This window comes from Nocardia sp. NPDC051030 (assembly GCF_040683015.1).
Taxonomy (GTDB): domain Bacteria; phylum Actinomycetota; class Actinomycetes; order Mycobacteriales; family Mycobacteriaceae; genus Nocardia.
This window is the reverse complement of sequence record NZ_JBFBCD010000007.1, coordinates 152,529-176,367: the sequence shown is the minus strand read 5'-3', so window position 1 is coordinate 176,367 and position 23,839 is coordinate 152,529. Positions and strand designations below refer to the sequence as shown.

Sequence of the window (23,839 nt, the reverse complement as noted above, 5' to 3'; positions counted from 1 at the left end):
GCTAGGTTAGAACCTGTTCTAATTGGCGGCCGATTCGAGAGCCGCCTAGTAAGGGAATGGGAGACGGGTATGGCGGGCGAAGATGCCGGACGATTCGGTGGCCGGGTCGCCTTGGTGACCGGGGCGTCCTCCGGGCTCGGACAGGCCGTGGCGCGGTCGCTGAGCGAGGGCGGGGCGCGGGTCTTCGGCGTCGGGCGGGACGAGGCGCGGCTGAAGGCCGCCCTGGACGGACCCGAAAACGCATGGCTGGCCGCCGATCTCACCAGCCCGGCCGCATGCACCGAGGCCGCGCGGGCATGCGCGGAGCGCTTCGGCGGGATCGACATTCTGGTCAATGCGGCGGGCGCGCACACCATGCGGCACACCGCCGAGGTCAGCGATCAGGAGTGGGAACGCGATCTGGCCGTGAATCTGAGCGCGCCGTTCTTCCTCTCCCGCGCCGCCCTGCCGCACCTGCTCGAACGGGGCGGCTGCATCGTCAATGTGGCCTCGATCGCGGGGCTGGAAGGCCAGGCCTACTCGGCCGGATACTGCGCCGCCAAGCACGGACTCATCGGACTCACCCGCGCCATGGCCCTCGAATTCGATGGCCGCGGCATCCGTGTGAATGCCGTCTGCCCCGGCGGCATGACCACCCCGCTACTCGAGAACTTCACCTTTCCCGAGGACCCCGACTACGCCCTGATCATGAAGACCGCGACCGCCCGCGGCCTGATGGATCCGGCCCAGGTCGCGAATGTCATCGCCTTCCTGTGCTCGGACGAAGCCTCCGCCGTCCACGGTGCGGTCTACACCGTCGACAATGGAAAGATGGCGCTCTGAGCCCTGTCTCAGACCCGGGACAGTTGCGCGCGCTGCTTGAGTAACCGGCCGACGCCGATCGCGAGCAGCGCGAACGCGGCGAAAATGTAGATATCTCCCGGAATGTGCTGCCACCAGGCCCATTCGAGTTCCTGATGTCTCCCATTGGGCACGATTCCCGGCCCGATCAAGAACAACAGGGCGAAGACGGCGATCGTGGCGAAGGGTGCGTACCCGGTCCGGGTGGTCGCCCACGCGATGGCGGCCACCAGTGCGGGACCGGCCCACACCCAATGGTGCGTCCACGACACCGGCGAAATCAGCAGCAGCACCGCGGCATTGGTGAACAGTGCGGCGACCACCGCCCGCTCGGTGAACAGGTGATACATCAAGACCGCGCCCGCACCCACGATGACCAGGCCGACACCGAGCCACACCGCGGTGGCCGCCGAATTCGTCAGGCCGAGCCGGTACACCATGCCCTTGATGGACTGATTGCCGACATAGTCGGGTGAGCCGATGCGATTGGTGTCACGCAGCGCGTGGAACCAGTACTGCCGCGACTCGTCGGGGAACAGCAGGAACCCGCCCAGCACCACCGCCGCCGAGGTCGCCGCGGCCGTGCCCGCGGCCTTCCAATCCTTGCGAATCAGGAAGTACAGCACGAAGGCCGCCGGGGTCAGCTTGGTGACCGCCGCGATACCGATGAGCATGCCGCGAGGCCAGCGTGGTTTCTCGGTGAGGCAATCGAGGGCCACAGCCGCCATGAGCACGAGGTTGATCTGCCCGAACCACAAGGTGGTCCGGACGGGTTCGATGGCGATCAGGACGACGACCGCGGTGGTGGCCAGCGTGACCTTCGTGCGGAGCTCGAGGTCGGGGCGAACTCGGGACAGCACCAGCCAGATGGTCACCCCGAGACAAGCGAGCGAACTTGCGGTTACCAGTATTTCGGCCAGCCACAAGGGCATGATCGCCAGCGGAATCATCAGGATGGCCGCGGACGGGGGATAGGTGAACGGCAGGTCGGTATGGCCCGCCACCGGGATGGTCGCGCCGTACAGCGCGCTGTCGTCGAACAGCCAGGCGCGAGTGTCGACCCGATAGATCTGCAAGTCGAGGAAGCCGTGCATCGCGGAGAAGAGCAAGGCGATCGACACCGAGAGCAGGACTCCGACCACGATCGGCACGCGGGGAACGTATCTTCGGTCGTCTGCTTTGGTTTTGCGCAGCAAGCCGCGCTGCCCCGCCCACATCGTGATCATCAAGCAGACACACTAACCTTTCGGCACTTCACGTGAGTTGTCCGGATTTTGTTGCGCCAGTTGCCAGTCGGCAGCAACTCCGGTGCTATCGAAAGCGTCGCGCCCACCCCACTGCGCCCATCGGCTGTCCGGCGCGGCGAACCAGGTCGCATGAAAGACCGCGATGACGGCGGCCAGCGCGCCCAGCACGGCGAATCCGGCCGCCACCGGATACTCCGCCATGGTCACCGCGAGGAACCGGTAGGACAGCAGGAGACCGGCCAGCACCGCGGCCCCGAGCGTCACGACGCGCACCCGATACCGGTCCCACCCGCGATCCGGTTCGCGCAGCGCCGATTCCACCGTCAAGCACAGCACCGCGCCCGCCACCAGGTCACAGCCGTAGTGATAGCCGAAGCCCAGCGTCGCGAGCAACGTGCACACTAGCCAGAACGCCCCCGCCCAGCGCAGCCACCGCGGCCCGACGCGGGAATGGATGAACAGCGCCGTGGCCCAGGCGGTATGCATCGACGGCATGCAATTGCGCGCGGTCACCGAATCGAACAGCATCGGCTTCGGCACCGAGGTCATGGCGGGCCACACCTGTGGCCAATCGCCGATCTGCAGCCCATGGCCCAGCGACCCGTACGCGAAGACCGGCCCGACCACCGGAAACAGCACATACCCGAGTGGGCCGATCACACCCAGCACCAGGAAGGTCCGCAGCAGATTGTGCCGAGGCCAAGGACTCGTCGTCACGTGGCGCAGTTGCCATGCCGCGACCACCACCGCAGCGACCGGCAACTGGATGTACACCACATGCAGCACGGCCGACGGCACCGGCCCCAGGGCCTCGAGCGCCCGCCCCACCAGCCACGCCGGTTCGCCCAGCGCCCGATCAGCAAGCTGGACATATTGGTCGAGCACCCGCGGCCCATTGACAATGCTGATCGTCAGCCAGGTATCGGCCAGCTTCGAGGCCATGATCAACAGCACCCCGAACGCGATGGCGTGCAACGCCGTCCGCCGTCGCTGACCGTCCCACCGGGACACGGTCACCACCAGCGCCGTCAGCGCCAGTGTCGGCCCGGTCCCGATCGACACATGCCACCCGCACGCCGCCTGCACTCCGAGTGTCAGCAGATCCAGCACCGCCGCCCCACCGAGGCTGACGATCCTCACGCGCGCGGGCACCCCCACGCACGCCAGTCCCAACCCCGCCCACGACACGAACGCCGACTGCGGATTGGCCAGGTAATCATCGAGCAAACTGTGCAGCGGACCGAGCGTCCCATGTATCGAAGCCCACACCTGCGCGGCCGTCAGCAACGCCACCGCAACGATCAATCCGGCGACCGGTACGACGCGGGAACGGACCTCGTCGATGGACAACGACGAGCCGGAAACGTTCACCTCGTTGTCGACCAGCACCGTAAATCCCTAACATACGGGAAACGGAGGCACAACTTCCGGTTATCACCAGTGCTCGAGCCCTCATACCGCGTATCGTCTGCACATTCGGCCAACGGTGGAATACGCCACCTGTCAGCCCGGCTGATCAGGGATCTTGAAAGACTCGAAAGATGGTCGGGGTGACAGGATTTGAACCTGCGACCCTCCGCTCCCAAAGCGGATGCGCTACCAAGCTGCGCTACACCCCGTACCCGTCCGGCCGCACTGGCCGGGGCTCCCCGACAGATGAGGGGAAGAGAGCGGGTGACGGGAATCGAACCCGCGCTATCAGCTTGGAAGGCTGAAGTTCTACCATTGAACTACACCCGCGCGCACCGCATCCGTTGTTGATGCGTGCGTTGAGCACTGTACCGAACCTCACTCCCGGAATGCCAATCCAGGGTTGTTCGTGCATGTCGGAGCGGGTCGGGTCGAGGGGGCGGCGAGTCGTGGGGGACATGCCGAAAATTGATGTAACACCGGGCGGTAGCCAGCGATCAACCATCCGATCGCCATTCGCGAGGCAGCGGGAACCTGTTCTGAATCAGGGGTTTTCGATGCCGGGTGGCTTGCTAGGATCCTTTTTGTCCGGACGGGGGTATCTGGAAAGGGGGCGGTGAGCGTGCATCGAATGTGTGCCCGACCGCATGGCAGTGAGCTCGAACCGAAGGGCCTGACCGGCACCGGTGCCGGCACAGACACCATCTGCGCAGGGTGAGCGAGTATGCCCATGCGCCTCGATACCCGAACCACCGCGGTAGTCACCGCGACCATCCGGGAATGGGTGCGGGCAGTGCACCCCGGCGGAACCGGCGTGGGCGCCGGACCCGCCATCCCGGCCGATGAGGTGGAGCGCGTCTTCGCCCGTGTCCTCGATGAATTGCTGGAACTTGCCGGAAGCGAACCGTTTCCGGTGCAAGCGGCCCGCGCGGTAGGCCGTCGGCTGGCGGAATCGCCATTCGAACGCACCCGCATGCTGGCCCCGGCCAGCCGGGCACTGCTCGGTCTCGCACCGGGCAACCCGGGCTCCCTGATCGCCACCCGCTGGTCGTTCGTCGCCAGCCAGGCCATCGACAGCTATGCGGAGGCGCTGCAACAGCGGGCCCTCGCCCAGCAGGAACGCAGCCTGTCCGAGGCGGTGTCGGTGCGCGTGCAGGAGATCGCGGCGCTGCAAACCAGGCTGCGCCACGACGCCACGCACGATGCCCTGACCGATCTGGCCAACCGCTCGCTGTTGCAGGAGCGGGTGCGGGTGATGTCGACGGATCCGGCGCGCGGAGTGGGTCTGCTGCTCATCGACCTCGATGACTTCAAGCAGATCAATGACGGCTACGGCCATTCGGTCGGCGATGAGGTCTTGGTCACCATCGCCCAGCGGCTGCGCTCGAGTTGCCCGCCGGAGACGGTGATCGCGCGCTACGGCGGCGACGAGTTCGTGGTCGCCTTGCCCGCCCGCCGCAATACCCTGGGCGAGCTGGCCATGCGGGTCCTGTCGGCGCTGTGCGAACCGGTCCCGACGGCATCCGGCCCGGTACCCGCCTCCGCGAGTGTCGGCACCGCCTTCTGCCCACCGGGCCGGGACTTCGACTTCTCGGACCTGCTGCGCAGCGCCGACCGCGCCATGTATTCGGCGAAGACGGCGGGCAAACGCCAATTCGCGGTCTCCGACCTGGACGCTGAGGAGGTCGACCCAGGCGCGCCGCGTTCTCGATACGCGGCCGTCGCGGGCTGACGGCGAACTCCGGCACAGATAGAGGTTCTGCGGTTCGGATCGACCTCACCCAGGCTTCCGGCACTCCACCCACGACATTCGATGGGTGAAGTGCCAGAGACCTAGGTGGAGTCGACCGCTCAGCGTGGCAATGGTCGGGCAAATCCTGCCGCGTACGCTGGTTGCCGTGGCTACGATTGTGGTTCTGCTAATCGTCATGGTGGTTGTGCTGCTCGGGGTCGTGGTGGTGAACCGGGCGCAGAAGTCCCGCTCGAACACCCAGCTCGCCGATGCCAAGGCCGATGCCCGGCGGGTGATCGAACGGCTCGGTGGACAGGTCTACAACCTCACCGGCAGTGACGAGCCTTCCCGCCAAGCCCTGGCCGACGCGGGGGAGCGGTTCAATGCCGCCGGATCTCAAATCGAGCAGGCCACCACCCCCGCCCAAGCCCGTCTCGCCAAAGAGACTGCGTTGGAAGGCCTCTACTACGTGAGCGCCGCCCGCGCCGCCATGGGCATGGACCCCGGCCCCGCGGTTCCCGAGCTCGACGGGCAGCGCAGCGCGGGCAAGGTCACCGAGGATCGTGCGATCGATTACGACGGCCGCCGCATCGAAGCCTCGCCCACCCCTTCGGCCTCGACCCCGAACTACTACCCGGGCGGTCGAGTGGCGGGCCGCCCCGTTCCCGCCGGTTGGTACTCCGAACCCTGGTGGAAGACCGCCTTGGTCGCGGGCGCGTGGGGCATCGGCTCTGTCCTCCTCTTCGATGCCCTCTTCGACGGAATGGGCGGCGTCGGTTATGACTCCGCCGCCTTCGAAAACGGCTACGGCTACGGCGACGGCTACCAGGCAGGCCTGGATGCCGGAAATGACAACGGCTACAACGACAACAGCGGCGGCTACGACGGCGGCGACCCCAATGGCGGCACCGATCAGGCAGGCTACGACAACGCCGCCTACGACCCCGGCTACACCGACCCCGGTTACGACACAGGCGGTTTCGACGGTGGTGGCTTCGATGGCGGCGGCTTCGATGGCGGCGGCGACTTCTAACCAAGAACAACGCTGAGCATGCAGTGGTGCAAGGCTTTTCCCGGTGAATGCCTGCACCACTGCATGCTCGATCGGATCCGACTCGTATGTCCCTCCCCCCTTCGGAGGGACAGGCGGGTCAGCCGAGGAATTGCAGGGCGCGCTCGACCACCTGGGCGGGTTGCTCCGTGGCGGGGAAGTGGCCGACGTTCTCCAGTGCCTGCACCTGTAGATCGGTTGCGTGAGCGCCGAATTCGGACATCAGGGTGATCGACAACAGTGGATCGCGGGTGCCGGTCAGCGCCACATGCATGCGCAGACCCTCGACATCGAGGAAGCGATGTTCGACGCCGTCGAGGGCGGGCAGTTCGCGGGTGGTCATCACGCATCCTCGCGCGCGGGGGCCGGGTTGCGCACTAGCGCACTGGGATTCTCGCCGATGAAGGTGGAGATGGCGGTGGCCAGTAGCGCGGGCTGATCCTCGGGGGAGAGGGTGCGTGCGTCGGGAATCCATTCGATTCGGGCGTTCGGGAAGTCCTCGGCCATGCGTGTCGCGTAGCGCGGCAGGAAGAATCGGTCGTCGGCCGACCAGGCGAGCAGCACCGGCCGGACGAATCCGGCGAATGACCGTGCCGCGGTGAGCGTATGCCGCTTGTCGAGCCCGCGTAGGAGTCGCCGCAGGTCGTCGCGAATGCCCGGCACCGCACTCGGCGGGAGTGCGTAGGAGTCGCTCGCGTCGCGGTCGATGGGCCGGAAGGTCAACCAGCCGTAGGCGATCGGCAGCCGCTGGACGGCTCGGAGTCGTAGCCCCGCGGCCAGTGCGGCCACGGCTCCGGGCGTGCTCGCGAGGAGCTTCAGGAAGCCGAATGCGGGTGGCGGAAAGTTCTCATACGCATCGCAGGAGGTGAGCACGAGCCGTTTGATCAGGTCCGGACGGGTCGCGGCCACCAGTTGGCAGACCGCGCCGCCGCTGTCATTGCCGACCAGCGTCACCGGCCCCACTCGCATGGCCTCGAGCGCGCCGACGACCAGCCGAGCCAGTCCGGGCAGGGTGAGGTCGGCATCGGGTAGTGGCCGTGCGTGCGATCCGAGCGGCAGATCGAGTGTCGTGCACTGGAATTCGTCGGCCAATCGCGGTACGACATTGCGCCACAGATTGGCATTGACCAGGACGCCGTGCACGAACACGATCGGTTCGCCCGCGCCCCTTCGGAATACGTCGATCCTGCCCTCGGGCAGTGCGAGCTCGAAACGCTCGCCGAGATCGGAATGGCGCCAGGTGGCGCGTTCTTCGATGGTGAGGTCCGTCATCTGAATAACTCCCCTGAGTCAGTGACAGTGAATGTCTTTCCAAGCTAACAAACAGGCTGCCTGTTTTCAATAGCGCCGCGATACGATGCCGGAGACGAGCCGAAACGGGTCCGGGACCAGCGTGGGCGGGCGCGCACAGCACGAAAGGCGGCAATGGCGAGACAGGCCGAACGATCCGAGTCGACCAGAGCGGGCTTGGTGGCCGCGGCGCGTGAGCTCTTCGCCGAACGCGGATACGCGGCGGTCGGCACCCCCGAGATCGTCGAGCGGGCCGGCAGTTCGCGCGGCGCGCTCTACCACCAGTTCAAGGACAAACAGGATCTCTTCCGCGCCGTCTACGAACAGGTGCAGCAGGAAATCCTGCAACAGGTCGCGGACGATATGTCGGCCGCGCCCCCCACGGATCCCTTGACCGGCCTGCAGACCGGCCTGCGAACCTTCCTGCTCTCCTGCGTCGAACCGGAGCGAGTGCGCATCGCGCTCATCGACGCCCCCGCGGTCCTGGGCTGGCAGGAATGGCGTGCCCTCGACGAGAAATACGGCCTGGGCCTCGTCATGGCCGGTTTGGAATCGGGAATCAGCGCGGGCGTCCTGCGCGGCGATCTCTCCACGCGCCCAATGGCTCTCATGATCCTGTCCGCCCTGGGCGAGGCGGCCCTGTTCATCGCCAGCTCCCCAGATCCCGAAGCGGCCCGTGCCGAGACCGAGCCCACCATCCTCGCGCTGCTCGACGGCTTGCGCTTGCAGAAATAGCCGCCTGCGGAAATAGCAATGCGGCACCCGCCTGGTGGCGGGTGCCGCATGCGTAGAGATGGTTACTTCGGCTGTTCGGCCTGGGGTTGGGCTTGGGGCTGTTCGGTTTTCGGCTTATCGGCCCACTTGGTGGTGCCGTCGGCGGCCTGCATGGTGGTCAGCAGGTCGATGCCCGCCGCGATCAAGGTGGGGCCGCCCACGGCGATGGAACCGATGATGCCGCCCGCGCTGGCGCCGGTGGTGAGGCCGGGAATGCAGCCCGCCACCAGGGTGACAATGCAGCCGATGGTGGCGCCGACCGCGGTGCCGATGAAGGTGCCGATGGTGGTGGCCAGCCCGAATTGGCTGCTGAAATCATTGAGCGCGCGGGTGTTCTCCAGCGAGGAGGCCACGGGTTTCACCGAGATCGGCTGGGAGATGGACACACCGGCGGGCTTATCGGGGGTGAGGGCCAGGACGGTGCCGTCCTTCTGCACCTCGGGCTTGACCGGCACGGTGACGCCGGCCAGGTGGAATTCGAGCGGGAGGGTGAGCAGCACCTTGCCGTCACCGTCCTTGACATCGACCACATTCACCACATCGGCGATATCGGCGGGCGCGCCGTCGTGGCCGAGGACGATGCCGTCCCGTTCGGTGAGCCGGTCATTGCCACCGGCGGCGAGGTCGCTGCCGAGTGCGTGCGAAAGTTCGAAGGTGCCACCCTTCAGTGTGGTGACGACCGTCTTGTCCACGAGCTTCGCCGAATAGGCCAGGCGCTGCGGGGCTGTGGGCTCGGCATTAGCCAGGCCGGTTGCCGCGGTCAGTGCGCCGATCACCAAGGTGGCTGCCGCGGTGGCGCTGCGGAACTCCATGCGGTATCCAATCCGTCATCAGGTGGGGCTGATCCAACTCACGGAGCTTAATGGAAGGCATAGGCGCGGAGAACGTTTCGGTCGCGCGAAAAGCAGCGGATTTCAACCGGAAATGATCGAAAAACTATTCGTCCGACCGGTTCGCCGCAGTGTCGCCCACCGTACCGCCCGCCGTATGCCGCCGTGAGCCGAACCGGCAGACTGCTGGAATGAGCCTCAGACACAGCGCGGGAGTCCTCCTGTTCCGCCGCACCTCCGGTCTCGAAGTGCTGCTCGGACATATGGGCGGCCCGCTCTGGGCCAAGAAGGATGCCGCCGCCTGGTCCATCCCCAAGGGCGAACTCGACCCCGCCGAGGACCACAAGTCCGCCGCCGCCCGCGAATTCACCGAGGAGCTCGGCCTTCCCGTCCCCGAGGGCGAGTGGATCCCCCTCGGCGAGGTCGAATACGGCAGCGGCAAAGGCAAGAAGCAAGTCACCGTCTGGGCCGTCGAGGGCGACCTCGACCCCGCCGACGTAGCCCCCGGCACCTTCGAAATGGAATGGCCCCCACGCTCCGGCCGCATGGCCGAATTCCCGGAGATCGACCGCGCCGAGTGGTTCACCCCCGAAGTCGCCCACGAAAAGCTGGGCAAGGGTCAACGCCCCTTCCTCGACCGCCTCGTCGAACACCTCACCCCACCCGCGTAACCCCCTCGCCGCCGAACCGCATAGGTGCAGGCCTTCTCGACAGTTGCATGGGTTGTAAGGCCTGCAACTGTTGGGAAGGCCTGCAACAGCATTCGACGCGGGGCCTCACAGGCGCGGGTCGACCGGCTCGGTTTCCAAGGCCAGGACGGCGAAGACGGCCTCGTGGACTCGCCAGAGCGGTTCGTCGGCGACGAACCGGTCCAGGGCTTCCAGGCCGAGGGCGTATTCGCGCAGGGCGAGGGACCGCTTGCCACCCAGGCCACGCTGACGCAGGCGGGTGAGGTGGTCGGGGCGCAGGTATTCCGGGCCGTAGATGATCCGGAGGTATTCCGGGCCACGGCATTTCACGCCGGGCTGGACCGGGCGATTGCTGCGGGTGCCGGTACCGGTGACCAGGGAGCCGAGTGGTTTGGCCACCATGCCTTCGCCGCCCGCCGATGTCAGGCCGGTCCACCAGGCGGTGGCGGTGGCCTCGCTGTCGGAGTCGGCGAGGTTCACCAGCAGGCGCTTGGTGGGGGTGAAGAGGTCCGGGGCGGCGGCGGTCAGGCGGTCGATCCGCTCCAGGTGCCAGTTGTGGTCGCGCACAGCATGGTTCGCACCGTGTGCGGCCAGGATCTGGAACGGGGCGAGGCGGATGCCTTCGAGACCGTCGACGGGCCAGCAGTAGCGGCCGTAGGCGGTGGTGAAGGCGTCCGCGTCGGTGCGGCGCGCGGTGGTGCGGTCGGCGAGGTCGGCCACCTCCAATCCCCGTGCGGCGGCCGCGGTCAGGAGTTCGGTGGCCGCGCCGAGGGAGGCGCGGGCCGCCGTGCCCACGGCCGCGTACTGGTTGCGCAGCAGGCCCATGGCCTTGGCGGACCACGGCATGAGTTCGGTGTCGAGCAGCAGCCAGTCGGTGGCCAGGTCATCGAACAGACCGGCCTGTTCGGCCGCGGCGCGGACCTTGCCCAGCAGCGCCTCGGTCTGCGCGGGATCGTCGAAGAACGGTCGCCCGGTGCGGGTGTAGATCGCGCCGGTGCTGCCGTCCTCGACGCCGAAGCGGTCCCGGGCGGTCGCGGCCGAGCGTGAAACCACCACGACCGCACGCGAACCCATGTGCTTCTCCTCGCACACCACGGTGTCCACGCCCTCGGAGCGGTAGTACTCGAAGGCCTGGGCCGGATGTTCCAGATAGCCGTCCAGGGTCGAGGTGGCGCACGGCGACATGGTCGGCGGCAGGTACACCAGCCAGCGCGGGTCCACGGCGAAGCGGCTCATGACCTCCAGGGCGGCCGCGGCGGCGTCCTCCTGGACGCCGACCCGGCCGAGGTGCTTGGTCTCCACCACGCGGCGGCCGATCACGTCGTCCAGGTCGAGCACGCCGGGATCGCGGTGCACCACACCGTTATCGGTGACGAAACCGGGTGCCTCCAGCGGCCGGGTGGGCTCGAACCACACCTTTTCCGCCGGAACCGAAACCGGTTCCCGCTCCGGATAGCGCAGGGCGGTGAGTTTGCCGCCGAACACGACGCCGGTGTCCAGGCAGAGGGTGTTGTTCACCCACTGGAGTTCGGCCATCGGCGTGTGGCCGTAGAGCACCAGTGCCTTGCCGCGATAGTCATTGGCCCACGGGTAGCGCACCGGCAGCCCGTAATCGTCGGTCTCCCCGGTGGATTCGCCGTACATGGCGAATTCGCGCACCCGTCCCGAGGTGCGGCCGTGGTACTCCTCCTTCAGTCCCGCGTGCGCGATGACCAGCTTGCCTTTGTCGAGCACATAGTGGCTGACCAGGGCGCGCATGAATTCCTGTGCGGTCTTGCGGAATTCGGCGTCCTCGCCCTCGAACTGGGCCAGTGACTCGGCCAGTCCGTGCGCCACCTTGACCTTGCGGCCGTCCAGGGCGCGCACCAGCTTGAATTCGTGATTTCCGGTGACGCACAGCGCATTACCGGATTCCACCATGCCCATGACGAGTCGCAGTACGCCGGGCGTATCCGGCCCGCGATCCACCAGGTCGCCGACGAACAGGGCGGTCCGGCCCTGCGGGTGCCGCGCGTCCACCGCGCGCCCGGCCTCATCGCGTCCGAGCTCATAGCCGAGTTCGCCCAGCAGCGTCTCCAGTTCGGACCGGCAGCCGTGCACGTCGCCGATCACATCGAACGGCCCGGTGAGATCCGTGCGGTCGTTCCACAGCCGCTCATCCACCAGGGTGGCGGCATCGATTTCCTCGGTCCCATGCAGCACGTGCAGCTTCCGGAACCCTTCGCGCTCCAGGAATTTCAGGCTGCGCCGCAGATCCCGCTGCTGCCGCGCCACCACGTGCCGCCCCAGATCGGCGCGATCCGGCCGTCCCGCATTGCGTTCCACACACACCTGTTCGGGCACGTCCAGCACGATCGCGACCGGCAGCACATCGTGGCTGCGCGCCAGTTCGATGAGCTGCTGGCGCGCCTTGGGCTGCACATTGGTGGCGTCGATCACGGTCCGCAGTCCGCGCCGCAGCCGCACTCCTGCCACGTGATGCAGTAGCGCGAAGGCCTCGGGCGTGGCCGACTGATCGTTCTCGTCATCGCTCACCAGCCCGCGATACGCATCCGAGGACAGCACCGCCGAGGCCGGAAAGTGCTTGCGCGCGAACGTGGATTTCCCCGACCCGGTGCTGCCGATCAAGACGACCAGCGACAGCACCGGAATGGACAGCTCAGCCATTACGCGGCCCCTTTCTCATCGCTGTCGCCAACCTGCTTGCCATTCCGTGTGAACACCGCCATCTGCGTCGATGCCCCCAACTCGGGGTCGACTTCACCGACAGGCACGAATCGCACGCCATACCCATATTTCTCACCGACCCCCCGCGCCCATGCCGCGAATTCCGCACGGTCCCACTCGAATCGGTGATCCGAATGCCGAAACGCCCCCGGCTCCATCCCTTCATACCGCACGTTGTATTCCGAGTTCGGCGTAGTAACGATCACGGCACCCGGCGCAGCCGCCCCGAACACCGCCTGCTCCAAGGCCCCCAGCCGAGGCAGATCCATATGCTCGATCACCTCCATCAACACGGCAGCGTCATACCCCCGCAGCGAGGCATCCGTATACGTGAGCGCACCCTGCCGCACCGTGACCCGCCGAGCCTGAAACTCGGGCAGCCGCTGCAGCCGCCGCTTGGCGATCCGCAAGGCCAGCACCGACACATCAATCCCCACGATCTCGGTAAAAGCCCGATCGGTCACCATCTCCCGCAACAGAACCCCCTGCCCACACCCGAGATCCAACACCCGCCCGGCCCCCACCTCACGCAGCGCCCGAATCACCGCCGCCCGCCGAGCCACCGCCAACGGCGTCCGCTCCCGCGCCGAACCAGCAGCCTCCGCCGCGACACCCGCATCCGCGACAGCCTGCCTGGTATCACCGGTGCCCGCAGCGAGCCCAGCGCCGGTCGACCCGACGTCGACTCCGGCCACCGCGCCTGTGAGAGTGGCCGCGCCGCTGGAGAATGCATCGCCGCCCGGAGTTGCCGCTGCGGCCGAACCCTCCCGCTCGGCCTGCGCGGCATCGGAGTTCGCGCCCACGACGGCCGTGGCCTGCTCGGCTGACTCGGAAACCGTTGTATCCGAAGGCGGTGCGGCGATCTCGGCCATGTCGACGAACTCGTCGAGGCCGTCGTCGACCGCGCCGAGTTCCTCCGGTTCGGTGTCGTCCAACTCGGCGAGGCGGGCGAGGGCCTCCTGGACGAGGGAGTGGCGGCGGGACAGGTAGCGGCGGGTGATCCAGGTGCGGTCCGGGTGGGTGGCGAGCCAGCCTTCGCCTACTCGGAGGAGCTTGTCGATTTCGTCGGAGGAGAGCCAGTAATGCTTGCTGCCGTCGAGGACGGGCAGCAGGACGTACAGGTGGGAGAGGGCCTCGGACAGGCGCAGGGTGCCGGTCAGTTCGAGGCGGATGTAGTGGGAGTCACCCCACTCCGGGAAGGCCGGATCGAGGGGGAGGGGAGTGGCCACGACGGTCCAGCCGAGGGGTGCGAAAACCCGCTCGGCAGCGTCCAGGCCCGCCTTGCAGGGCACCGCGGGGAGGTCGATGTGCAGGGGGAGCGGGGTTTCGGCGAGTTCGGGGCGCTGTTTGCAGCGGCCGTGCATTGCCGTGCCGAAGACGGTCGAGATCGCCACGGCCAGGAGTGAGGAGGCCGCGTAGGGGCGGTCGTTCACGTACTGGCCGAGGCTGAAATCGGGGGTTCCCTTGGGCTTTCCGCGCACGAGGCGGATGGGATCGATCTCCAGCATGAGGGCCGCGGTGCAGCGCTCGTCGGACGCCTCGGGGTACAGGACATGGGCGACGCCGTAGGACTGCTCGAATGTCTGTATGCGCGCAGGGTTTTTGTGCAGCAGGTAGCCGAGATCGCTCGCCGGCCAGTCGGCATTGTCGGGGCGCGTACAGGAAATTGTGAGCAGCACTCTGAGATGCTCTCTTACGAACTAGCCGCCCGCAAACCAATTCCAGTCCAGAAACGCCGGGAAAAAGCAGTTGCGGGAGTCGGTTCGAATTGCTCCGAACCGACCCCCGCATTACCGCCGGATCGAGTGGTGAATGCCGGGAATCAGCGTCGGTATCCCGCCTCGACCAACTCGCCCTCCTCCGGTTCGACGCCCTCCACATGCTCGGCCTCGTCCGGTGCGGGCTGGTGACCGCGCAGCGTGACCAGCGCGAGCACGGCGGCGGCCGCGATACCCGCGGCTCCGGCCAGGAAGCTGCCGTGCATGGCCGTCGCGAAGGCCTCGCGCGCCGTGCCGATCAGCGCCGAATCCCCGGTGCTCGCCGCCACATTCAGCGCATCGCCGATGGAGGCATTGGCGGCTTCCGGCGTGCCGTCCGGCATAGCCTCGGTGAATCGGCTGGTCAGAATGCTGCCGAGAATCGCGACGCCCAGCGCCGCACCGGCCTGCTGAATGGTGTCGTTGAGCGCCGACCCGACACCGGCCTGCTCCGGCGGCACCGCACCCATGATGGCCGAGATGGCGGCGGGCATGGCCAGGCTGCTACCCATACCGAACGCCACCAAAGCCAGTGCCACCGGCCCGAACCCGCTGTCGGCTTCCAGCTGGGCCAGCAGCAGCGAACCCGCCGCCATGATGGTCAGGCCCAGCACCGCGAGCACCCGATTGCCGATCTTCGGCCCGAGTCCCGCACCCACGCCATTGAATACCAGTGAGGCCACCGCCATCGGAATGAACGCCATGCCCGCCCGCAAGGGCGAGTAGCCGAGCACGAATTGCAGGTACTGGGTGAGCGCCAGCAGCAGACCGCCATTGCCGACCTGCACCAGCGTCAATGACATGCTGCCGCCACTGAAATCCCGGTTCCGGAACAGCTTCAGCGGCACCATCGGATACGGAGTCCGCATCTCCCACACCACGAATCCGGCCAGCGCCACCACGGTGACCACGAGCCCGGTGAGCGTGCGCCCGCTGAGCCCCTCGCGCGGCATTTCGATGATGGTCCACACCAGCGCCGTCATACCGACCACCGACAGCACCGCGCCCAGCGGATCGGGCTGCTGCCACGGCCCGGTGGATTCCGGCATGAGCATGAGGGCGGCGACAATGGCCAGCGCGGCGACCGGCACATTGATCAGGAAGATGGAGCCCCACCAGAAGTGGGCGATCAGCGTGCCGCCGAGGATCGGGCTGCCGATCAGGCCGAGCATGCAGACCGCACCCCACAGCGACATGGCCTTGCGCCGCTCGTCCTCCTCGAAAACGGTGATCAGGATGGACAGCGTGGACGGCATGATGAGCGCGCCACCGATGCCCATGGCCACGCGCGCGCCGATCAGCTCGGCCGGATTGGTGGCGAGCGTGCCCACCAGCGAGGCCACCCCGAATACCGCGAGGCCGATCAGCATGATCTTGCGCCGCCCGTACCGGTCGCCGAGGCTGCCGGAGGTGAGCAACAGACCGGCGAAAACGAGAATGTAGGAGTCCAGAATCCACTGGAGATCCTGGGCGCTCGCGTCGAGGTCGCGCGCCAGCGACGGCACCGCCACCGACAGCGCCATATTGTCGACGACGAGCACCAGCGTGCTCAGGCAGAGCACGATGAGAATCCACCAGCGGCGTGGATTGCGTTCCGGCGCTGTGTCATCGGCGTTGGGGGATAACCCGTTGGGTATCGGCTGGGCCATGGTCTTTCCTTTGGAGCAAAGGCGTCCTGAAGACGCGGGAGATCGCCCGGACACACGAATGTGCGCCCGGTTCAAGGGAATTGCCGAGTTTTGAAGTGCTGAGTTTCTGGTGACTACGCCCCGGCGGGCGGCGTCCATTCGACGAGCTGTACGACCACGCCATTGGGATCGGTCAGCAGCATTCGCCATTCACCGCCGGGCAATCGGACCAGCGGCCCGGTGATATTCGCGCCTTCGCGGCGCAATCGTTCGTGCTCGTCGTCGATGCCGGTGACCGTGAACGACACCGTCACACCGCTGGGCCGCAGGACCGGTGGCGGCGGCCTTTCCAGATCGGTCCGTTCCAGCATGATCTCGGTGGTCGCGTCATCGCGCCCTAGGTAGATGAAGTCGTCGGTCGCCACGAGTTCCCGGAAGCCGAGGTGGGTTCCGAAGAATTCGCTGGAGGCGGCGGGGTCGGCGACGGTCAGGTTCACTGCCGAGCCGACAATATTCACGACCGCAACCCGCCTCCCTGTGAATTCGTCTGTCTCGCTGCATATTCGGCCGATGCCCCGGTCATGTTCGAACTCCTCATCCGGCCCGTCGGCCCCATGCCGACGGTAGGGTTCAAGCATCGAGCGCAACCGCCCCGCGAACAACGGCGAAGTCCGAAACGGTGGTTAATCCCGGAGTTAACGAACTCGTGTAGGTTCGGCGGCTGTTGTCATTCGACAGACTCGGCGAACAGGAGCGGGAATGCGCTTGGTGGGCAAGATCGGCATGGTCGCGGCGGCCGCGCTCATGCTGGCGGGCTGTGGGAGCAGCGACGACAGCAAGGCGTCGGAGACTTCGACGGCCAAGACGACGGCCTCCACCTCGCAGGCCAAGCCGGCCAGCGCCGGGCGTGAATGCACCGCCGAGGACATCAAGGTGGACGGTGGTTTCGGCACCGCACCGAAGATCACCATCCCGACCGACTGCGATCCGCCCAAGCAGCTGATCGTCAAGGATCTGGTCGAGGGCAGCGGCCCGGGTGCCGCCTCCGGGCAGAGCCTGAAGATGAATTACACCCTGATCACCTGGTCGGACAAGAAGAAGCTGGACAGCTCCTTCGATCGCGGCGAAACCTTCGATCTGAAGCTCGGCCAGGGCAAGGTCATCCAGGGCTGGGATCAAGGCCTGATCGGCGTGCAGCAGGGCGCGCGCCGCCTACTGATCGTGCCGCCGGATCTGGGCTACGGTGCGAGCAGCCGCGGTGGCATGAAGCCGAACGAGACCCTGGTCTTCGTCACCGACGCCGTCAAGGTCGGTAGCTGAGGCTCGCGCGCTGTACCAGGGCGACCGCCCATCCAACCGGTCGTCATCTCGGCATGTGCCGTGACCGGTTACACGTCTCCCGGACCCGTCAACTAACCTGGTCGGGATGCGTTCGGGGGGAACCTAGACGTCAACCATGAACAACGAACAAGGAGCATGTCCGTGAAGAGCACCGTCGAGCAGCTGAGCCCGACCCGGGTCCGGATTAACGTCGAGGTGCCCTTCGAGGAGCTGAAGCCGGACTTCGACAAGGCTTACAAGGCGCTCGCGCAGCAGATCCGGATCCCCGGTTTCCGCCCGGGCAAGGCGCCCGCCAAGCTTCTCGAAGCCCGTGTGGGTCGCGGCGCCGTTCTCGAGCAGGTCGTCAACGATGTGCTCCCGAAGCGCTACAGCGAGGCCGTCACGGCCGAGAACGTGAAGGTCATCGGCCAGCCGGAGATCGAGATCACCAAGATCGAGGACGGCGAGGAGCTGGCCTTCACCGCCGAGGTCGACGTGCGTCCCGAGATCGCCCTGCCGGCCTTCGACACGATCGCCGTCACCGTCGATCCGATCGAGATCACCGATGCGGACATCGAGGAGCAGCTGAACTCGCTGCGTCAGCGCTTCGGCACCCTGAATGCCGTCGAGCGCGCGATCCAGGACGGCGACTTCGTCTCCATCGACCTGTCGGCCACCGTCGACGGCGTCGAGGTCGAAGAGGCCTCCACCACCGGTCTGTCGCACGAGGTCGGTTCGGGCCAGCTCATCGAGGGCCTGGACGAGACCCTGATCGGCCTGAAGGCGGAGGAGTCCAAGGACTTCACCTCCAAGCTGGTCGCGGGCGAGCACGCCGGCAAGGACGCCGTCATCAAGGTCACCGTGCAGTCCGTCAAGGAGCGCGAGCTGCCCGAGGCCGATGACGATTTCGCCCAGCTGGCAAGCGAATTCGACACCATCGACGAGCTGAAGGAAGACCTGAAGGGCCGCGTCGAGCGCGTCAAGAAGGTCGAGCAGGCCGGCGCCATCCGCGACAAGGTCCTCGAGACCCTGCTGGAGACCGTCGAGATCCCGCTGCCCGAGAAGGTCGTCCAGGCCGAGATCGACGCCGTGCTGCACGATGCCGTGCACGGCTTCGACCACGACGAGGCCAAGCTGGCCGAGGCCCTCGAGGCCCAGGGCTCCTCGCGTGAGGAGTTCGACAAGGACACCAAGGAGTCCGCCGAGAAGTCGGTCAAGACCCAGCTGCTGCTGGACACGATCGCCGAGGCGGAGAACACCCAGGTCGGCCAGGACGAGCTGTACGAGCGGATCATCTTCCAGGCGCAGCGCTACGGCATGTCGCCCGATCAGTTCATCCAGCAGATCCAGCAGGCCGGTCAGCTGGGCGCGGTCTTCGCCGATGTGCGCCGCGGTAAGGCCCTCGCCGGTGTCGTGGTCCAGGCGGCCGTCACCGACACCGCCGGCAACACCGTGGACACCACCGAGATGTTCGGCAACCCGGCCGCGGAAGCCGAAGAGGTTTCGGCCGAAGAGCTGGCCACCGTCGCCGATGCGACCGAGGCCGACGAGGCCGAGGTCAAGTAATAACAGGCCTAAGCGAACTACGAGCGCGAGCGCGTTGTAGTTTTGCGCTGTGAGCGAAGCAGGGCGGTACCGGGAGTTCGGTGCCGCCCTGCTTCGTTAGGGTCAGTGTCAGCGCTGGAACACCCAAGTGATCGGTAGGGCTCGTGGACCGAGCCGGTGAGAGAGGGCAGGTATCCGTGACAAGTAATCAGGCAGGGGTGCAGATGACATCCGCGACTGCTGGTCTGAACCTCAGTGATTCGGTGTACGAGCGACTGTTGCAGAACCGAATCATCTTCCTGGGCACCCAGGTCGACGATGACATCGCCAACAAGCTCTGCGCGCAGATCCTGCTGTTGTCGGCCGAGGACGCGACCCGGGACATCTCGCTCTACATCAACTCCCCGGGTGGCTCGGTGACCGCCGGTATGGCGATCTACGACACCATGGAATTCGCCGAGTGCGACATCCGGACGGTCGGCATGGGCCTGGCCGCCTCCATGGGTCAGTTCCTGCTCGCCGCGGGCACCAAGGGCAAGCGTTTCGCCCTGCCGCACGCGCGGATCATGATGCACCAGCCCTCCGCGGGCATCGGTGGTTCGGCCGCGGATATCGCGATCCAGGCCGAGCAGTTCGCCTACACCAAGCGTGAGATGAACGAGCTCCAGTCGCAGTTCACCGGCAAGTCGATCGAGCAGGTCACCGCCGATGCCGACCGCGACCGCTGGTTCACCGCCACCGAGGCGCTCGAGTACGGGTTCATCGATCAGGTGATCACGCACGCGCGTCAGGCGAACGGCAACAGCTAGTCCCGCTGCCCACCACACAGACTTTTGGAGACGCATATGTCGAACATGATGGACCCGCGGGGCGCGGGCATCACCTTCGCCGCCGCCGGCGGTATGGCGCCGCAGTCGCGCTACATCCTGCCGTCGTTCGTCGAGCACTCGAGCTTCGGTGTCAAGGAGTCCAACCCGTACAACAAGCTGTTCGAGGAGCGCATCATCTTCCTCGGCGCGCAGGTGGACGACACCTCCGCGAACGACATCATGGCGCAGCTGCTGGTGCTGGAATCCCTTGACCCGGACCGCGACATCACGATGTACATCAACTCGCCCGGTGGCTCGTTCACCGCGCTGATGGCCATCTACGACACCATGCAGTACGTGCGCGCCGATGTCGCGACCGTCTGCCTGGGCCAGGCCGCCTCGGCCGCCGCCGTGCTGCTCGCCGCCGGCGCCCCCGGCAAGCGCGCCGCGCTGCCGAATGCCCGTGTGCTGATCCACCAGCCGTCCACCTCGGGCGGTATCCAGGGTCAGGTCTCGGATCTGGAGATCCAGGCCGCGGAGATCGAGCGCATGCGTCGCCTCATGGAGACCACGCTGGCTCACCACACCGGTAAGGACGCGGACACCATCCGCAAGGACACCGATCGCGACAAGATCCTCACCGCCGCCGAGGCCGCCGAGTACGGGATCATCGACACGGTGTTCGAGTACCGCAAGCTCAGCGCGCAGAAGTAATGCCGTCGGGTGGCGGGGTCATGCGTACCCGCCACCCCGGGCAGGGGTGAATCAAGGCACACGTCCGGCGAGAAACGTGCCCAAGTTGTCGACCTCGGTCGGCGGAAGCGGGTACGGTCACTCTAGGGACCTTTGCTCGTGGTTGTCGGCTCTGCCTTTTAGATAGAAACGGCGTGTGGGATAGATCAGCCGAAAAGCCGGATCCGCAAACTCAGGGGTCACGGCTTACGCTCTAAGAAGGCGGCTCGCCGCAACCAAGGGACAGATGGTTGCACGCGGACAAGGAAGTAGGGACCCAGGAGATGGCGCGCATCGGTGATGGCGGCGACCTGCTCAAGTGCTCGTTCTGCGGGAAGAGCCAGAAGCAGGTCAAGAAGCTCATTGCGGGACCGGGGGTGTACATCTGCGACGAGTGCATCGATCTGTGCAACGAAATCATCGAGGAGGAGCTGGCAGAGTCCAGCGAGGTCAAACTCGATGAGCTGCCGAAGCCCGCGGAGATCCGCGACTTCCTCGAGCAGTACGTGATCGGTCAGGACTCGGCGAAGCGAAACCTCGCGGTCGCGGTTTACAACCATTACAAGCGAATTCAGGCCGGCGACAAGGGCCGTGACTCCCGTGGCGAGACGGTCGAGTTGGGCAAGTCGAACATTCTCATGCTGGGTCCGACCGGCTGCGGTAAGACGTATCTGGCGCAGACCCTGGCCAAAATGCTGAACGTGCCGTTCGCGATCGCCGACGCCACCGCGCTCACCGAAGCCGGTTACGTCGGTGAGGATGTCGAGAACATCCTGCTGAAGCTGATCCAGGCCGCCGATTACGATGTGAAGCGCGCCGAGACCGGCATCATCTACATCGACGAGGTCGACAAGATCGCCCGCAAGTCGGAGAACCCGTCCATCACCCGTGACGTCTCCGGCGAGGGTGTGCAGCAGGCGCTGTTGAAGATCCTCGAGGGCACGCAGGCCTCGGTGCCTCCGCAGGGCGGCCGCAAGCACCCGCACCAGGAATTCATCCAGATCGACACCACCAACGTGCTTTTCATCGTTGCCGGTGCGTTCGCGGGCCTGGAGCGGATCGTTCAAGATCGAGTCGGCAAGCGCGGCATCGGTTTCGGCGCGGAGGTTCGCTCCAAGGCCGAGATCGACACCGCCGATCACTTCGCGAACGTGATGCCGGAGGACCTGATCAAGTTCGGGCTCATCCCCGAATTCATCGGCCGCCTCCCGGTCGTCGCCTCGGTCACCAACCTGGACAAGGAATCCCTCGTCCGGATCCTGGCCGAGCCGAAGAACGCTCTGGTGAAGCAGTACGTCCGCCTGTTCGAAATGGACGGCGTGGACCTGGAATTCACCCAGGACGCCCTGGAAGCCGTTGCGGACCAGGCCATCCTGCGTGGCACCGGGGCCCGTGGCCTCCGCGCCATCATGGAGGAAGTCCTTCTCCCGGTCATGTACGACATCCCCAGCCGCGATGATGTGGCGAAGGTCGTCGTCAATGCCGACACGGTGAACGACAACGTGCTTCCGACCATCGTTCCCCGCAAGCGTCAGTCCGGCCCGGAGCGCCGCGAGAAGTCGGCGTAACCAGACCACCGAAACGGCCCCGCGAGATCATCTCGCGGGGCCGTTCTCGTTTGGGCTGCTCGGCGCTGTCTAGTCCGTGCCGAAGTCGCCGTAGGTCGGTGCGCCTGTCTTGCGGAGGCTGCTGATGGTCACGCCCTTGGAGGTGACTCGGGAATCGGTGAGGTCGAAGCCGGTGGGCTGGGCTCCCTCGGCGAAGAAGCGTTTGCCGGTGCCGAGGATGACCGGGAAGGTCAGGATGTGCAGGGTGTCGACCAGGCCGTGGGCGAGCAGGGTGTGGGCGAGATTGCCGCTGCCGTGGACCTGGAGTTCGCGGCCCGGGCGGGACTTGAGTTCGGTGACCTCTTTGACCAGATCGCCGTGCAGGAGTTCGGTGCCCGGCCAGTCGGCCTGTTCGAGGGTATTGGTCGGTACGTACTTGGGCAGGTCGTTCAGCTTGTTCGCGATCGGATTGCCCGGCTCATTGTGGTGGGGCCAGTAGCTCGCGAAGATCTCGTACGTCTTGCGGCCGAGGAGGAAAGCGTCGACTCGATCGAAGACGGAGACCATGAATGCGCCGAAGTCGTCATCGCCATAGGGTGCGGACCAGCCGCCGTGGGCGAACTTCCCGCTGGAGTCCTCTTCCGGGCCGCCGGGGGCCTGGTAGACGCCGTCGAGGGTGAGGAATTGGGTGACCGAGAGTTCCATGCTGGGCTCCTGTGCGTGCTGATCCTGGCTCGCACCCTCGGAGTCGCGGGGATCGTCCTTGACCCTCTTGGTTCGCCGTTGAACCTTTACTCCGTTGCTTCGAAAATCGGTGCGCTTGCTTCACCTGTTACGACGGTGCGGTGCCACGGAATTCATCGGCTTGCGGAGTGAGAAGGCAAGGAAGTTCAGCGGTTCGGCGATCCGCCGCGGCGGGTGAATCGCAGATTCAGTGGCCGGGGTTCCGGAATGGGGTTGCGTTCGCGCGGGGCGACCAGCATGCACGCCAGGCCGAGCACCGGAAGTGCCAGTGCGCCAATGAGACTGAGTGTGAAGCTCGCGCCGCTCAGGTCCATGGGACGGTGGAAGGCGTGGTAGAGGAAGTGCGGTACGCCGAATACGATCCAGGCGAGCCCCGCCACCCGTCCGAGCAGACTGTCCCGGTACACGACCGCGGCCGTGGTGACCGCCCCCATGCCGAGGAAGAACGCCCCCACATCACCGGCCAGGTGGTGGTTGTACGGTCCGTCCACGCGGACCCAGTGCATCCCGAACCCGGGGAAACTGTCGTAGAAGGACTCCGGCGCGATCACCGCCCACAGTCCGATGATGAGCGCTTGAGCGGCCAGAATGCCGAGCATGATCAGCAGGGCCAGCCAGCGCCGCCGATTCACCTCCAGGCGCATCCGCACCTGTACACCGTCACCGGTGCCGCGCAATGAGATTCGCATCGGGCCCCTCCGTCCGTCGCCGAATCGATGCATTGACCGTAATTCGGCCGACGGACGGTAAACAAGAGCTTCGGGGCTAGATCTTGTCCATCTTCAGATCTTCGGGACCCCAGTAGGCCCGCATGCTGACGATCTTGCCTTCGTCGTCGAACTCCATGATGTCCATCGGCGCGAGCGTCATCTGCTGCCCATTGAAGGTGCTGATCAGCGTGAACGACACCGCGGCGTGCTTGCCGTTGACCTTCACCGTGTGCAGTTCGGTCTGCCGCTCCTGGGCGCTCTCCAGCGCGGTGTACAGCTCGCGGATCTTGTCGTGCCCGTGCCGCGGCTCGCTCCCGATCGGATCCTCGACCACCGCATCGGCGGCGTACAGCGCCACAATGTCCTCGGTCGGCCCGGTGGCCACCAGCTTCACATACTGTTCGACCACATCACGCGGCTGCACTGCCATGCCAACTCCCTACGAATTGAAACGTGT

Annotated in this window: 22 protein-coding genes and 2 tRNA genes; 10 read left to right on the top strand and 14 right to left on the bottom strand. The window is 66.3% G+C overall.

Features of this window, described 5'->3' with window-relative positions; genetic code table 11:
• Positions 1 to 69: 69 nt before the first annotated feature.
• Positions 70 to 822, top strand: coding sequence for an SDR family oxidoreductase (locus AB0N05_RS24425; protein ID WP_364698150.1), 753 nt, complete (start codon positions 70 to 72; stop codon positions 820 to 822).
• 8 nt (positions 823 to 830) lie between these two features.
• Here the strand turns inward: AB0N05_RS24425 and AB0N05_RS24420 are convergent, their stop codons facing one another.
• From AB0N05_RS24420 to AB0N05_RS24405, 4 genes are all read right to left on the bottom strand, one after another.
• Positions 831 to 1,991: a glycosyltransferase 87 family protein gene (locus tag AB0N05_RS24420; RefSeq protein WP_364698149.1), complete on the bottom strand. Its 1,161-nt coding sequence runs from the start codon at positions 1,989 to 1,991 to the stop codon at positions 831 to 833.
• A gap of 87 nt (positions 1,992 to 2,078) precedes the next feature.
• Positions 2,079 to 3,476 (bottom strand): phosphatase PAP2 family protein, encoded by a 1,398-nt coding sequence (locus AB0N05_RS24415; RefSeq protein ID WP_364698148.1) that lies wholly within the window; start codon positions 3,474 to 3,476, stop codon positions 2,079 to 2,081.
• Between the two features lie 153 nt (positions 3,477 to 3,629).
• A tRNA-Pro gene (locus AB0N05_RS24410) sits at positions 3,630 to 3,706 on the bottom strand.
• Between the two features lie 50 nt (positions 3,707 to 3,756).
• Positions 3,757 to 3,827, bottom strand: a tRNA-Gly gene (locus AB0N05_RS24405).
• Positions 3,828 to 4,221: 394 nt separating this feature from the next.
• Here AB0N05_RS24405 and AB0N05_RS24400 point away from each other — a divergent pair.
• Both AB0N05_RS24400 and AB0N05_RS24395 read left to right on the top strand, forming a co-directional pair.
• Complete coding sequence (locus AB0N05_RS24400) at positions 4,222 to 5,229, top strand: GGDEF domain-containing protein (protein WP_364698147.1); 1,008 nt, start codon at positions 4,222 to 4,224, stop codon at positions 5,227 to 5,229.
• 166 nt (positions 5,230 to 5,395) lie between these two features.
• On the top strand, positions 5,396 to 6,262 hold the full coding sequence (locus AB0N05_RS24395; RefSeq protein ID WP_364698146.1) for a DUF1542 domain-containing protein: 867 nt from the start codon (positions 5,396 to 5,398) through the stop codon (positions 6,260 to 6,262).
• A 118-nt stretch (positions 6,263 to 6,380) separates the two neighbouring features.
• Here the strand turns inward: AB0N05_RS24395 and AB0N05_RS24390 are convergent, their stop codons facing one another.
• Both AB0N05_RS24390 and AB0N05_RS24385 read right to left on the bottom strand, forming a co-directional pair.
• Positions 6,381 to 6,623: a hypothetical protein gene (locus AB0N05_RS24390; RefSeq protein ID WP_364698145.1), complete on the bottom strand. Its 243-nt coding sequence runs from the start codon at positions 6,621 to 6,623 to the stop codon at positions 6,381 to 6,383.
• Positions 6,623 to 7,552, bottom strand: coding sequence for an alpha/beta hydrolase (locus AB0N05_RS24385; protein ID WP_364698144.1), 930 nt, complete (start codon positions 7,550 to 7,552; stop codon positions 6,623 to 6,625). The genes AB0N05_RS24390 and AB0N05_RS24385 overlap by 1 nt, the downstream gene beginning before the upstream one ends.
• A gap of 153 nt (positions 7,553 to 7,705) precedes the next feature.
• On the opposite strand from AB0N05_RS24385, the gene AB0N05_RS24380 reads away from it, so the two are divergent.
• Positions 7,706 to 8,305: a TetR/AcrR family transcriptional regulator gene (locus tag AB0N05_RS24380; RefSeq protein WP_364698143.1), complete on the top strand. Its 600-nt coding sequence runs from the start codon at positions 7,706 to 7,708 to the stop codon at positions 8,303 to 8,305.
• Between the two features lie 62 nt (positions 8,306 to 8,367).
• On the opposite strand, the gene AB0N05_RS24375 is transcribed toward AB0N05_RS24380, so the two are convergent.
• Complete coding sequence (locus AB0N05_RS24375) at positions 8,368 to 9,156, bottom strand: hypothetical protein (protein WP_364698142.1); 789 nt, start codon at positions 9,154 to 9,156, stop codon at positions 8,368 to 8,370.
• 209 nt (positions 9,157 to 9,365) lie between these two features.
• Between AB0N05_RS24375 and AB0N05_RS24370 the strand changes: the two genes are divergently transcribed.
• Entirely contained in the window at positions 9,366 to 9,845 is a 480-nt protein-coding gene (locus tag AB0N05_RS24370) for an NUDIX domain-containing protein (protein WP_364698141.1), read from the top strand.
• Between the two features lie 105 nt (positions 9,846 to 9,950).
• On the opposite strand, the gene AB0N05_RS24365 is transcribed toward AB0N05_RS24370, so the two are convergent.
• The 4 genes from AB0N05_RS24365 to AB0N05_RS24350 all read right to left on the bottom strand — a co-directional run bounded on the left by AB0N05_RS24365 (position 9,951) and on the right by AB0N05_RS24350 (position 16,472).
• Positions 9,951 to 12,530: a polynucleotide kinase-phosphatase gene (locus tag AB0N05_RS24365; protein WP_364698140.1), complete on the bottom strand. Its 2,580-nt coding sequence runs from the start codon at positions 12,528 to 12,530 to the stop codon at positions 9,951 to 9,953.
• Positions 12,530 to 14,269, bottom strand: a complete 1,740-nt coding sequence (locus AB0N05_RS24360; protein ID WP_364698139.1) for a 3' terminal RNA ribose 2'-O-methyltransferase Hen1 — start codon at positions 14,267 to 14,269, stop codon at positions 12,530 to 12,532. The genes AB0N05_RS24365 and AB0N05_RS24360 overlap by 1 nt, the downstream gene beginning before the upstream one ends.
• A gap of 143 nt (positions 14,270 to 14,412) precedes the next feature.
• Positions 14,413 to 15,996 carry an MFS transporter gene (locus AB0N05_RS24355; RefSeq protein ID WP_364698138.1) on the bottom strand — a complete coding sequence of 528 codons (1,584 nt, stop codon included), beginning with the start codon at positions 15,994 to 15,996 and terminating at the stop codon, positions 14,413 to 14,415.
• A 113-nt stretch (positions 15,997 to 16,109) separates the two neighbouring features.
• Positions 16,110 to 16,472: a VOC family protein gene (locus AB0N05_RS24350; protein WP_364698137.1), complete on the bottom strand. Its 363-nt coding sequence runs from the start codon at positions 16,470 to 16,472 to the stop codon at positions 16,110 to 16,112.
• Positions 16,473 to 16,734: 262 nt separating this feature from the next.
• On the opposite strand from AB0N05_RS24350, the gene AB0N05_RS24345 reads away from it, so the two are divergent.
• The 5 genes from AB0N05_RS24345 (at position 16,735) to clpX (ending at position 21,949) form a co-directional block, all read left to right on the top strand.
• Complete coding sequence (locus AB0N05_RS24345) at positions 16,735 to 17,295, top strand: FKBP-type peptidyl-prolyl cis-trans isomerase (RefSeq protein WP_364698136.1); 561 nt, start codon at positions 16,735 to 16,737, stop codon at positions 17,293 to 17,295.
• Between the two features lie 162 nt (positions 17,296 to 17,457).
• Positions 17,458 to 18,861 carry a trigger factor gene (gene tig, locus AB0N05_RS24340; RefSeq protein WP_364698135.1) on the top strand — a complete coding sequence of 468 codons (1,404 nt, stop codon included), beginning with the start codon at positions 17,458 to 17,460 and terminating at the stop codon, positions 18,859 to 18,861.
• Positions 18,862 to 19,064: 203 nt separating this feature from the next.
• Positions 19,065 to 19,649 (top strand): ATP-dependent Clp protease proteolytic subunit, encoded by a 585-nt coding sequence (locus tag AB0N05_RS24335; RefSeq protein ID WP_364698134.1) that lies wholly within the window; start codon positions 19,065 to 19,067, stop codon positions 19,647 to 19,649.
• A 93-nt stretch (positions 19,650 to 19,742) separates the two neighbouring features.
• Positions 19,743 to 20,363, top strand: coding sequence for an ATP-dependent Clp protease proteolytic subunit (locus AB0N05_RS24330; RefSeq protein ID WP_364698399.1), 621 nt, complete (start codon positions 19,743 to 19,745; stop codon positions 20,361 to 20,363).
• A 302-nt stretch (positions 20,364 to 20,665) separates the two neighbouring features.
• On the top strand, positions 20,666 to 21,949 hold the full coding sequence (clpX, locus tag AB0N05_RS24325) for an ATP-dependent Clp protease ATP-binding subunit ClpX (RefSeq protein ID WP_364698133.1): 1,284 nt from the start codon (positions 20,666 to 20,668) through the stop codon (positions 21,947 to 21,949).
• 69 nt (positions 21,950 to 22,018) lie between these two features.
• Here the strand turns inward: clpX and AB0N05_RS24320 are convergent, their stop codons facing one another.
• From AB0N05_RS24320 to AB0N05_RS24310, 3 genes are all read right to left on the bottom strand, one after another.
• Positions 22,019 to 22,633, bottom strand: coding sequence for a dihydrofolate reductase family protein (locus tag AB0N05_RS24320; RefSeq protein ID WP_364698132.1), 615 nt, complete (start codon positions 22,631 to 22,633; stop codon positions 22,019 to 22,021).
• Between the two features lie 185 nt (positions 22,634 to 22,818).
• Positions 22,819 to 23,361, bottom strand: a complete 543-nt coding sequence (locus AB0N05_RS24315; RefSeq protein ID WP_364698131.1) for a hypothetical protein — start codon at positions 23,359 to 23,361, stop codon at positions 22,819 to 22,821.
• 76 nt (positions 23,362 to 23,437) lie between these two features.
• Positions 23,438 to 23,812 carry a nuclear transport factor 2 family protein gene (locus AB0N05_RS24310; RefSeq protein WP_364698130.1) on the bottom strand — a complete coding sequence of 125 codons (375 nt, stop codon included), beginning with the start codon at positions 23,810 to 23,812 and terminating at the stop codon, positions 23,438 to 23,440.
• Positions 23,813 to 23,839: the final 27 nt, after the last annotated feature.

Bases quoted from the DNA above. Each gene is read 5' to 3' on its own strand.
- AB0N05_RS24425 (WP_364698150.1), top strand. From the start codon at position 70: ATGGCGGGCGAAGATGCCGGACGATTCGGTGGCCGGGTCGCCTTGGTG.
- AB0N05_RS24400 (WP_364698147.1), top strand. From the start codon at position 4,222: ATGCCCATGCGCCTCGATACCCGAACCACCGCGGTAGTCACCGCGACC.
- AB0N05_RS24390 (WP_364698145.1), bottom strand. From the start codon at position 6,623: ATGACCACCCGCGAACTGCCCGCCCTCGACGGCGTCGAACATCGCTTC.
- AB0N05_RS24385 (WP_364698144.1), bottom strand. From the start codon at position 7,552: ATGACGGACCTCACCATCGAAGAACGCGCCACCTGGCGCCATTCCGAT.
- AB0N05_RS24380 (WP_364698143.1), top strand. From the start codon at position 7,706: ATGGCGAGACAGGCCGAACGATCCGAGTCGACCAGAGCGGGCTTGGTG.
- AB0N05_RS24375 (WP_364698142.1), bottom strand. From the start codon at position 9,156: ATGGAGTTCCGCAGCGCCACCGCGGCAGCCACCTTGGTGATCGGCGCA.
- AB0N05_RS24370 (WP_364698141.1), top strand. From the start codon at position 9,366: ATGAGCCTCAGACACAGCGCGGGAGTCCTCCTGTTCCGCCGCACCTCC.
- AB0N05_RS24365 (WP_364698140.1), bottom strand. From the start codon at position 12,530: ATGGCTGAGCTGTCCATTCCGGTGCTGTCGCTGGTCGTCTTGATCGGC.
- AB0N05_RS24355 (WP_364698138.1), bottom strand. From the start codon at position 15,996: ATGGCCCAGCCGATACCCAACGGGTTATCCCCCAACGCCGATGACACA.
- AB0N05_RS24345 (WP_364698136.1), top strand. From the start codon at position 16,735: ATGCGCTTGGTGGGCAAGATCGGCATGGTCGCGGCGGCCGCGCTCATG.
- AB0N05_RS24335 (WP_364698134.1), top strand. From the start codon at position 19,065: ATGACATCCGCGACTGCTGGTCTGAACCTCAGTGATTCGGTGTACGAG.
- AB0N05_RS24330 (WP_364698399.1), top strand. From the start codon at position 19,743: ATGGCGCCGCAGTCGCGCTACATCCTGCCGTCGTTCGTCGAGCACTCG.
- clpX (WP_364698133.1), top strand. From the start codon at position 20,666: ATGGCGCGCATCGGTGATGGCGGCGACCTGCTCAAGTGCTCGTTCTGC.
- AB0N05_RS24320 (WP_364698132.1), bottom strand. From the start codon at position 22,633: ATGGAACTCTCGGTCACCCAATTCCTCACCCTCGACGGCGTCTACCAG.
- AB0N05_RS24315 (WP_364698131.1), bottom strand. From the start codon at position 23,361: ATGCGAATCTCATTGCGCGGCACCGGTGACGGTGTACAGGTGCGGATG.
- AB0N05_RS24310 (WP_364698130.1), bottom strand. From the start codon at position 23,812: ATGGCAGTGCAGCCGCGTGATGTGGTCGAACAGTATGTGAAGCTGGTG.